At 70.0% G+C, this 8,888-nt stretch carries 10 protein-coding genes; 7 read left to right on the top strand and 3 right to left on the bottom strand.

The window, feature by feature from the left end:
- Positions 1-188: 188 nt before the first annotated feature.
- Positions 189-785 carry an ATP-dependent Clp protease proteolytic subunit gene (locus VGF12_RS19505; RefSeq protein ID WP_331177715.1) on the top strand — a complete coding sequence of 199 codons (597 nt, stop codon included), beginning with the start codon at positions 189-191 and terminating at the stop codon, positions 783-785.
- A gap of 46 nt (positions 786-831) precedes the next feature.
- The gene (locus VGF12_RS19510) at positions 832-1,725 is read left to right on the top strand and encodes an alpha/beta fold hydrolase (RefSeq protein WP_331177716.1); all 894 of its coding nucleotides are present in this window, start codon (positions 832-834) and stop codon (positions 1,723-1,725) included.
- Positions 1,726-1,734: 9 nt separating this feature from the next.
- On the opposite strand, the gene VGF12_RS19515 is transcribed toward VGF12_RS19510, so the two are convergent.
- Positions 1,735-2,148 carry a copper chaperone PCu(A)C gene (locus VGF12_RS19515; RefSeq protein ID WP_331177717.1) on the bottom strand — a complete coding sequence of 138 codons (414 nt, stop codon included), beginning with the start codon at positions 2,146-2,148 and terminating at the stop codon, positions 1,735-1,737.
- A gap of 199 nt (positions 2,149-2,347) precedes the next feature.
- On the opposite strand from VGF12_RS19515, the gene VGF12_RS19520 reads away from it, so the two are divergent.
- From VGF12_RS19520 to VGF12_RS19530, 3 genes are read left to right on the top strand one after another with little or no spacing between them, the layout of a single operon-like run.
- Positions 2,348-2,740 carry a GntR family transcriptional regulator gene (locus tag VGF12_RS19520; RefSeq protein ID WP_331177718.1) on the top strand — a complete coding sequence of 131 codons (393 nt, stop codon included), beginning with the start codon at positions 2,348-2,350 and terminating at the stop codon, positions 2,738-2,740.
- On the top strand, positions 2,737-3,624 hold the full coding sequence (locus VGF12_RS19525; RefSeq protein ID WP_331177719.1) for an ABC transporter ATP-binding protein: 888 nt from the start codon (positions 2,737-2,739) through the stop codon (positions 3,622-3,624). Before VGF12_RS19520 ends, VGF12_RS19525 begins: the two co-directional genes overlap by 4 nt.
- On the top strand, positions 3,624-5,075 hold the full coding sequence (locus tag VGF12_RS19530; RefSeq protein ID WP_331177720.1) for a hypothetical protein: 1,452 nt from the start codon (positions 3,624-3,626) through the stop codon (positions 5,073-5,075). The genes VGF12_RS19525 and VGF12_RS19530 overlap by 1 nt, the downstream gene beginning before the upstream one ends.
- A gap of 1 nt (position 5,076) precedes the next feature.
- On the opposite strand, the gene VGF12_RS19535 is transcribed toward VGF12_RS19530, so the two are convergent.
- On the bottom strand, positions 5,077-5,526 hold the full coding sequence (locus tag VGF12_RS19535) for an SRPBCC family protein (protein ID WP_331177721.1): 450 nt from the start codon (positions 5,524-5,526) through the stop codon (positions 5,077-5,079).
- Positions 5,527-5,643: 117 nt separating this feature from the next.
- Here VGF12_RS19535 and VGF12_RS19540 point away from each other — a divergent pair, with 117 nt between their 5' ends.
- Positions 5,644-7,545, top strand: a complete 1,902-nt coding sequence (locus VGF12_RS19540; protein WP_331177722.1) for a potassium transporter Kup — start codon at positions 5,644-5,646, stop codon at positions 7,543-7,545.
- A gap of 7 nt (positions 7,546-7,552) precedes the next feature.
- On the opposite strand, the gene VGF12_RS19545 is transcribed toward VGF12_RS19540, so the two are convergent.
- On the bottom strand, positions 7,553-8,029 hold the full coding sequence (locus VGF12_RS19545; RefSeq protein ID WP_331177723.1) for a flavin reductase family protein: 477 nt from the start codon (positions 8,027-8,029) through the stop codon (positions 7,553-7,555).
- A 57-nt stretch (positions 8,030-8,086) separates the two neighbouring features.
- Between VGF12_RS19545 and VGF12_RS19550 the strand changes: the two genes are divergently transcribed.
- Positions 8,087-8,888: M48 family metallopeptidase (locus VGF12_RS19550; protein WP_331177724.1), on the top strand; the 802-nt coding region annotated here is incomplete at its 3' end.

The raw sequence follows: 8,888 nt of genomic DNA on the forward strand, positions 1-8,888 counted from the left end.
CGCCCGCTCAACCGGCCTACATCGCCCATCTCCTCGTGCACACGGTGGTCTGGAGCACCAGTTGCTTTGCCACGCTGTTCGTCATCGCCAGCTGGGCCTGGTGGCGTCGCCTCGGTGAGGGCTGACCCTTCGTGCACGCCACCGCCGTTTCTCGCGGTAAGGTATCGCCCTCAACCGGACCCTTGACCATGCAACACCACACCCTCGCCGCCGACGACAAGGCCGCCAAAAAAGACGCCCCCGAGAAGATGGAAGAGCAGCTGCTCTTCAAGAGCCGCTACGTCATGGTCTTCGGCGAGATCGACGACAAGATGGCCCATGCCACCTGCCGCCGCCTGCTGGCGCTGTCGCAGGAGTCCGACGCGCCCATCACGCTGCTGATCTCCTCGCCCGGTGGCCATGTCGAGAGCGGCGACGCCATTCACGACATGATCCGCTTCGTGCGCGCACCGGTCACCATCGTCGGCACCGGCTGGGTCGCCAGCGCAGGCACCCACATCTACCTGGCCGCCCCCAAGGAGCGCCGCCTCGCGCTGCCCAACACCCGCTTCATGATCCACCAGCCTGCGGGCGGCGCGGGCGGCCAGGCCAGCGACATCGCCATCCAGGCCCGCGAGATCATCCGCACCCGCGAACGCATCGCCGCGGTCATCGCCCGCGAGACCGGTCAGCCGCTGGCGCGCGTGGCCGTGGACATCGAGCGCGACTTCTGGATGAGCACCGACGAAGCCATCGCCTACGGTCTGGTGTCTCGCGTCGTCGAGCGCCAGGCTGATCTGGGCTGATGATGCAGCCCCCGCGCTGGATGCGCGAGGTACCCGGCGGGCGCTGATGCAGGTCAGCGCCAACGGCGTCCGCATCGAGGTCGACATCCACGGCCCCGACGGTGGCGAGCCGCTGCTCATGATCATGGGACTGGGCATGCAGCTCATCGCATGGCCCGACGGCTTGGTCGAGCAGCTCGTGGCGCGGGGCTTTCGCGTCATCCGCTTCGACAACCGGGACGTCGGACTGTCCCAGCCCTTCGACCAGCTCGGGCCGCCCAACATCCCACTGGCAGCGCTGTTGCACACGCTGCGGCTGCCGATCAAGGCGCCCTACCAGCTCGCCGACCTGGCTCGCGACGCCGTCGGCGTGCTGGACGCCCTGGGGCTGCCGCGGGCCCACATCTGCGGCGCCTCCATGGGCGGCATGATTGCCCAGCACCTTGGCTTCGCCCATGCACAGCGGGTGAAGAGCCTGGCGCTGATGATGACGACCAGCGGCCACCGCGGCCTGCCCAAGGAAAGCCTGAAGGTGCGCCGTGCGATGCTGTCCCGGCCCCGGCCAGCGAGCACACCCGAGCAGAAGTTCGAGAACGTGCTGGACCACTTCGTCAGGCTGTACGGCGTCATCGGCAGCCCCGGCTACCCGCCCGAGCCGATTGCGCTGCGCGAGCGCATCGCTCACAGCGTGAGGCGCGCGTTCCGGCCTCAGGCGGTGGCGCGCCAGCTGGTCGCCATCGCGGCCGATACCCACCGCGCCGAGCGCCTGTCGCGCATCGACGCGCCCACGCTCGTCATCCACGGCCAGGACGACCCGCTGATCCCGGTTGCCGCGGCGCATGACCTGGCGCGCCGCATCCCCGGCGCGCGGCTGGAAATCCTGCCCGGCTGGGGGCATGACCTGCCCGAGGCGCTGTGGCCGCGACTGGCGGCCGAGGTGGCGCGCAACGCCGGGCTGTGACGCGGCAGGTCAGCGCGCCAGCGCCTTGACCTCGACCGTGCTGCGCTGCTTGTCATCGCCCTCGACGGTCAGCGTCAGCGGCACGGTCTCGCCAGCCTTGATCGGCGCCTTCAGGCCCATCAGCATGACGTGGTAGCTGCCCGGCTTGAGCGCGACAGCCTGGCCGGCCGGCAGCGCCAGTGCGTCGACCGCGCGCATCTTCATGACGCCGTCGTCCATCTTCATCTCGTGGATCTCGACCACGTCCGCCACGGGCGAGCTGGCCGCAACGACCTTGGCCGCCTTGGCCGAGGTCAGCTGCATGAAGGCGCCGGTGGCCTTCTGCGGCGCGACGGTGGCGCGGACCCAGGGGTCATCGACCTTGACCTGCGCCTGGGCGGCGAGGGACACGAGCAGGGCGGAGGCGAACAGCAGGCGGTGCATGGCGGTGGCTTCAACAGGAAAACCGCCATTGTTGATCTGAATGACGTTTGGCGCCTTCGTTGAGTACGCGTACCAAGGTCCTCACCTGCTTCGTTCGGCCCAGTTTTTGACTTTATTTGTTCAGAACAATTGTGCGGCGCCCGGCTTGACGCCAACTGTCCATGTGTACTATCGTACCAATACACATAAGCAGTAGCCCATGGACCCCTCTCACTTCGTCCAGATCAACACTGGCTCGCCCGAGCCCATCTACCGCCAGCTCATCGAGCAGGTGCGGCGGCGCGTGGCGGCCGGGCAGCTCAGGGCGGGCGACGAGATCCCGTCCGTGCGAGAGCTGGCCCAGGCGCTGGCCGTGCACCCCATGACCATCTCCAAGGCCTACTCCATGCTGGAGATGGAGGGGCTGCTGGAGCGCCGACGCGGCCTGTCCATGGTCGTCGCGGCCCAACACCAGCGCGCCCAGCCTGCCGCCGACCGCGCCGAGCTGCTGCGCCCGACGCTGGAGAAGGCCGCCGCCGAGGCCCACCAGTTGGGACTGCCCAAGGCCCAGGCCCTGCAACTCTTCAAGACCATCCTGGAAGAAGCCCCATGACGAGCCCGCACTTCCCCCACACCGAGACCGTCAGCGCCGCGATGAGCCAGGTGACGCTGCAGTACCCCAAAGGCCCCACTGTGCTGGACCGGCTGGACTGGCAGCTTTTGCCCGGGCAGGTGGTGGGCCTGCTGGGGCGCAACGGTGCCGGCAAGACGACGCTGCTGGAGACCCTGCTGGGGCTGCGCGAGCCGGACGCCGGCACGGTGAGGCTGTTCGACCAGGACGTCCAGCACCTGGACGACGCGGCACGGGCACGCATCGGCTATGTGCCGCAGCACAGCGACCTCTTCGAGAATTTCACGCCGGCCCAGTTGCTGGCCTACTTCCGCAGTTTCTACCCGCGCTGGAACACGGCCAAGGTCGAGGGCCTGATGTCGCGCTGGGACATCCGGCCCGACCAGCCCATCCGCAAGCTCTCCGGCGGCCAGAAGCAGCGCCTGTCCATCATCCGCGCGCTGGCCCATGAGCCTGACCTGCTGGTGCTGGACGAGCCCGTGGCCAGCCTGGACCCGGCCGGCCGGCGCGACTTCCTGCGCGAGCTGGTGGGCCAGGTGATGGACCGCGGTGCCACCGTCGTGTTCTCCACCCACATCCTGTCCGACCTGGAACGCGTGGCCTTCAACGTTGCCTTCCTGACGCAGGGCCGCATCGCGCTGCAGGCGCCGCTGGACGAGCTGCTGGACCAGGTGCGGGCCTTCACCGGCAGCGTCACCGAAATGGCCGCGCTGATGGCCCGCCTGGGAGCCGAGCCGCTCAAACGCACGCCGCTGGAAGCCGGCCGCGAGCGCGTGCTTGCGCGCCTGCCGCTCGATGTGGCCCTGCCGGCGGGCGTGATGGCAGACCGGGTCAACCTCGACGACCTGTTCGCGGAGCTGACCTGATGAACACCGCCCCACTCTCCCAGACGCTGCTGGCCGCCTGGCGCCAGCGCGACCGGAGCTCGCCCTGGGGGCGCCGCCTGATCGGCGCGCTGATCGCGCTGTCCTTCGCCATCAGCCTGGCGCTGGGGTCTGGGCCGGTGCGGTGGCTCGTCCCGATGGCGGTCTTGCTCGTCGTCATCTACGGTGCTTGGATCGTGGTCGGCGCCAACCTGCAGGAGCAGAACCACCCCACTGCGGCCCGATGCGTGCCGGGCCACCTGCGCACGCTGCGCCGTGCCAGCCTGCTGGGGTGGGCGCTGTGCGCGGGCCTGTCCACGCTGCTGCTGTGGGCCGTGCTGCCGCCGGCGCTGACGTGGCAGTCCCTGCTGCTGGGCAATGCCACGGTCGCGACCTTCCTGCTGTGGACCACCCGGGCCTGGTGGCTGTGGCTCGGCATGAGCGTCTACCTGCCACTGGCGGGCGCCTTCCGCAAGACCCTGGAGCCGCTGCTCATGGCCGCCTATGCGCTGTGGCAAGCCCAGACCGGCGCGCTGCTGCTGCTGGGCCTGCTGGCCCTGGGCGCGGCCGTGATGGCCATCTTCGGCCGGGGCGACGCACGCCATCGTCGCACCTATGAGCGCGTGCGCCTCATGCGTCAGGCCCAGCGCATGCAGATGGAGGGCAAGATGGTCAGCCCGGCCCTCGCCTTTGGAGGCCTGGAACGGCTCAGCCGCCCCTTCGTCGCACTGCTGTCCGCCTGGCACAGGCATGTGGTCGAGCGCGCTGACAACCGCCGGCCCGCCAGCGTCCTGGCCCGCGCGGAGCTGGTGCTGCACGGCAATCAGCACTGGACCTACCAACTGCTGACACTGGTTTCCATCGTCGCCTTCGTGTCGGCCAGCTTGGCGCTGGTGCTCGCCCTCACCCATGTTCCCGCGGCCGCAATGCTGCAGCATGGCGCCTTCGGGCTCGGGATCGGGCTGGCCAGCGTGGGCGTCAATCCGGCGCTGACGCGCCCGCAGGTCCTCTGGCAAACCCGCCGCGAGCAGGCCTTGCTGCGCCTGCTGCCCGGCATGCCCCAGGGCGCTGCGCTGAACCGGGCCGTGGCCTGGCTCGGCCTGCGCCACGCGATGCTGGCCTGCTTGCTGACCGCCGCCGTCCTGCTGCCGCTGACCTGGGCCACCCAGACCCTGCCTCTGCTGTGGCTGCCCGTCATGGGTGTGCCCTGGTCGGTCTGGACCGCGACTCGCGTGCCGGCGCGGATGCGCCCGCCGACTGCGCTGACGGTCCTGCTGCCGGTGCTCGCGTTCTACCTGAGCGCCTTCCTCGGCCACCTCATCTGCAGCCAGCTCGGCCTGCCGATGGCCGCCCTGGCGCTGCCCCTGCTGGCCGCCTCGGCCCTCTGGGGCGTGTGGCGCTGGCGCCGGCTCGGCGCCCAGCCCGCCGCGCTGCCGGCGGGCCGCCTGGCCTGAACTACTGATTGATCTCGGGCTCGGCCAGCTGGGCCAGCAGCAGCAGCGACTCCTGCCAGCCCATGTAGCAGGCCTCGGCCGGGATCACGGCCGGGATGCCCTCCTGCCGGATGTGCATCTCCGTGCCGCAGAACACCGCCTTCAGCTCGACCGTGGTCGTCATCTCGCCGGGCAGGTTGGGGTCGTCGAAGCGAGCCGTGTAGCGCAGCCGCCGGCCGGGCTCCAGCTCCAGGTAGCGGCCGCCGAAGCTGTGGCCATTGCCCGTCGTGAGGTTGGTAAATGACATCCTGTAGCTGCCGCCCACCTTGACGTCCGCCTCGTGCACGGTGGCGTAGAAGCCGTGCGGCGGCAGCCATTTGGCGAAGGCGGCGGGCGTCGTGAAGGCGCGGTAGACCCGCTCGGGCGGGCAGCGAAGCACGCGGTGCAGGGTGACGGTGTTCGTGGCGGTCATGGTGGTTCCTGTGGGCAGAGGTCGATCCTCTGCAGACTCGACGATCAGACCTCGGCAGAATCGACACCACCAAGCCCGGACAAACCCCGTGCCGGCGAGCCGCCCCGGTCCCCCCCCATGACAGCGCCTGCCGACGCCACCACGCACGAGCCCCAGCGCGCCGGGCTGGCCGCCCTGACGGTCGGCGCCATCGGCGTCGTCTACGGTGACATCGGCACCAGCCCGCTGTACACCGTCAAGGAGATCTTCACGCCGGCCACCGGCGTCGCCCTCACATCGGACACGCTGGTCGGCGCCGTCTCAGCCATCCTTTGGGCCCTGATGCTGGTGGTCACGCTGAAATACGTGGTGCTGATTCTGCGCGCCGACAACCGCGGCGAGGGCGGCGGCCTGGCGCTGACGGCACTGGCCACCCAGGCCGTGCGAGGGCGCCCCGTGCTGCGGCGCTGCCTGCTGCTGCTGGGCGTGTGCGGCGCCACGCTGTTCTACGGCGACAGCGTCATCACCCCGGCGGTCTCGGTGATGGGCGCCGTGGAGGGTCTGGAGGTGGCCAGTCCGCAACTGGAGCGCTACGTGCTGCCGCTGTCGCTGGTGGTGCTGGTGGGCCTGTTCCTCGTGCAAAAGCACGGCACGCACGCGGTGGGCCGCGTGTTCGGGCCCGTCATCCTGCTGTGGTTTGCGGTGCTGGCCATCACCGGAGTGCTGCAGATCACGCAGCAGCCGGCCATCCTGGCCGCGCTCAATCCGATGCACGCGCTGGCGTTCCTGCTCGACCGAGGCTGGCACGTGCTGGCCGTCGTGGGCGCCATCGTGCTGGCACTGACCGGCGCCGAGGCGCTGTATGCCGACATGGGTCATTTCGGCGCCCGGCCCATACGCATCGCCTGGACCGGCATCGTCTTCCCGGCACTGGCGCTGAACTACCTGGGACAAGGCGCACTGCTGATGCGCGAGCCGGCGGCCATCGACAACCCCTTCTACCGCCTCTTCCCGGCAGCGCTGGTGCTGCCCGCCGTGGGACTGGCTGCGCTCGCGGCCGTGATCGCGTCGCAAGCCGTCATCTCGGGGGCCTACTCCATGACCAAGCAGGCCATACAGCTCGGCTTCTTGCCGCGCATGCGGGTGCGCAACACCTCGGCCGCCGAGGCCGGGCAGATCTATATCGCCAGCGTGAATTGGGCGCTGCTGCTGGGTGTCGTGGGCGCGGTGCTGCTGTTCCGCAGCTCGTCAGCGCTGGCCGGCGCCTACGGCATCGCCGTCACGCTGACGATGATGATCACGACGGTGCTGACCTTCTTCGTCATCCGTGACGGCTGGCGGCTGCCCAGACCGCTGGCGTGGGGCGCCACCGCCTTCTTCCTGGCGCTGGACGCGCTGCTGGTGGCCGGCTGCGCGATCAAGATCGTCGACGGCGGCTGGTTCCCGCTGGCACTGGGCGCGCTGCTGTTCCTGCTGATGAGCACGTGGGCGCGCGGCCGCGCGGCCGTGCAGACGCTGCTGCGGGAGGACGGGATCGAACTGCTGCCCTTCATCGAGAGCCTGCAGGCCTTCGGCGACGCCGCGCGCCCGCGCGCGACGCGCACCGCCGTCTACCCCGTGGCCAACCCCGCCCTGGTGCCGCCAGCCCTGCTTCACAACCTCAAGCACTACCAGGTGCTGCACGAGCGCAACGTGGTACTGACCGTCATGTTCTGCGAGCGGCCGTATGTGCCGGCCGCTGAGCAGCTGCAGCTGGACGAGCTGGCGCCCGGCTTCTGGCGGCTCGTCATCACCTACGGCTTCATGGACCAGCCCGATGTGCCGGCCGCGCTGTCCCGCTGCGAGGCGCGCGGCCTGCGGGCCGAGCCCGCCGAGACCAGCTACTTCCTGAGCCGCGAGACCCTGGTGCCGCGCACCGGCCTGGCACACTGGCGCGAGGCCCTGTTCGCCGCGATGAGCCGCAATGCGAGCGGCGCGGCGGACTACTTCCGCCTGCCTGGCAACTCGGTCGTGGAGCTGGGCACCAAGGTGCAGCTCTGAAGCCGGCTCACAGCGGCAGTTCGGTGAAGTAGCGCCCGCCGTGGAAGATCAGCGGCTGCGCGCCCTGGCGCGCCGTGCAGCGCTCCACCTCGCCGACGAAGATGACGTGGTCGCCCTCCTCATAGCGGCTGCGGTTGGCACATTCGAAGGTGGCGACGGCGCCGTCCAACACCGGCGCGCCCCCCGCGCCCTCGCGCCAGGCCACGCCGGCGAAGCGGTCGATGTCACGGGTCGCGAAGCGCTGGGCCAGATCCTTCTGGTCGGCGGCGAGGATGTTGATCGCGTAATGCGATCCACGCGTGAAGATCGGCATCGAGCCGGCCCGTCGCGCCAGGCTCCACAGCACCAGCGGCGGGTCCAGGGACACGGAGTTGAAGGAATTGGCGGTCAGGCCGACGAGGCCGCCGTCCGCAGAGCGCACGGTGACGATGGTCACGCCGGTGGCGAAAAGCCCCAGAGCGGCGCGAAATTGCTGGCTGTCCATGGTGCGATTGTCGCCAGTCCTACGAAAGTCCGGCCAACGCCGCCGCACAATGCCGGCATGCACGCCGAAGACTTCCAGGTTCACGACGACCTGCAGTTCACCGACCCGCCGCGCCGCATGTTCGGCGCCTGCGCCGACTGCGCCGCCGGCCGCTGCGCGCCGCCCGCCCAGCGCAGCCGTCGGCTCTTCACGGGCCTGCTCGGTGCCACGGCCTTCGCGCCGGCCTGGGCGCGCGACGGCGTGGACGTCGGCCCCAAGAGCAAGTTCGCCGGCCTGGTGTCGGCCGAGCAGCTGGAGCAGGCCGGCGGCCAGCAGTACGCGCAGATGATGACCCAGGCCTCCCAGCAGCGCGCCCTCGCGCCCATGGAGCACCCCCAGCTGCAGCGGCTGCGCTACATCGCCCAGCGCATCATTCCCTTCAGCTATGAATGGAACAGCCGGGCGCGGCAGTGGAAGTGGGAAGTCAACCTGCTGGGCAGCCCCGAGCTGAACGCCTTCTGCATGCCGGGGGGCAAGATCGCCTTCTATTACGGGATCCTCGAGAAGCTCAAGCTGGAAGACGACGAGGTCGCCGCCATCATGGGCCACGAGGTGGCGCATGCGCTGCGCGAACATGCGCGCGAGCGTGTCGGCAAGTCCACCGCGACCAATGTCGTCGTCGAACTCGGCTCGGCCCTGTTCGGCCTGGGCAACCTGGGCCGCACCGTGGCCGGCTACGGGGCCCAGCTGGTCAACCTGAAGTTCAGCCGCGACGACGAGAGCGAGGCCGACCTCGTCGGCATCGAGCTGTCGGCCCGCGCCGGCTATGACCCCGCCGCCGCCGTGCGGCTGTGGGAGAAGATGATGACGGCCAACAAGG

The organism is Roseateles sp., assembly GCF_036404855.1.
GTDB lineage: Bacteria > Pseudomonadota > Gammaproteobacteria > Burkholderiales > Burkholderiaceae_C > Pelomonas.

What these genes read in the sequence shown, in the direction of transcription:
- VGF12_RS19505 (WP_331177715.1), top strand. Translation starts at nt 189, where the DNA reads ATGCAACACCACACCCTCGCCGCCGACGACAAGGCCGCCAAAAAAGAC.
- VGF12_RS19510 (WP_331177716.1), top strand. Translation starts at nt 832, where the DNA reads ATGCAGGTCAGCGCCAACGGCGTCCGCATCGAGGTCGACATCCACGGC.
- VGF12_RS19515 (WP_331177717.1), bottom strand. Translation starts at nt 2,148, where the DNA reads ATGCACCGCCTGCTGTTCGCCTCCGCCCTGCTCGTGTCCCTCGCCGCC.
- VGF12_RS19520 (WP_331177718.1), top strand. Translation starts at nt 2,348, where the DNA reads ATGGACCCCTCTCACTTCGTCCAGATCAACACTGGCTCGCCCGAGCCC.
- VGF12_RS19525 (WP_331177719.1), top strand. Translation starts at nt 2,737, where the DNA reads ATGACGAGCCCGCACTTCCCCCACACCGAGACCGTCAGCGCCGCGATG.
- VGF12_RS19530 (WP_331177720.1), top strand. Translation starts at nt 3,624, where the DNA reads ATGAACACCGCCCCACTCTCCCAGACGCTGCTGGCCGCCTGGCGCCAG.
- VGF12_RS19535 (WP_331177721.1), bottom strand. Translation starts at nt 5,526, where the DNA reads ATGACCGCCACGAACACCGTCACCCTGCACCGCGTGCTTCGCTGCCCG.
- VGF12_RS19540 (WP_331177722.1), top strand. Translation starts at nt 5,644, where the DNA reads ATGACAGCGCCTGCCGACGCCACCACGCACGAGCCCCAGCGCGCCGGG.
- VGF12_RS19545 (WP_331177723.1), bottom strand. Translation starts at nt 8,029, where the DNA reads ATGGACAGCCAGCAATTTCGCGCCGCTCTGGGGCTTTTCGCCACCGGC.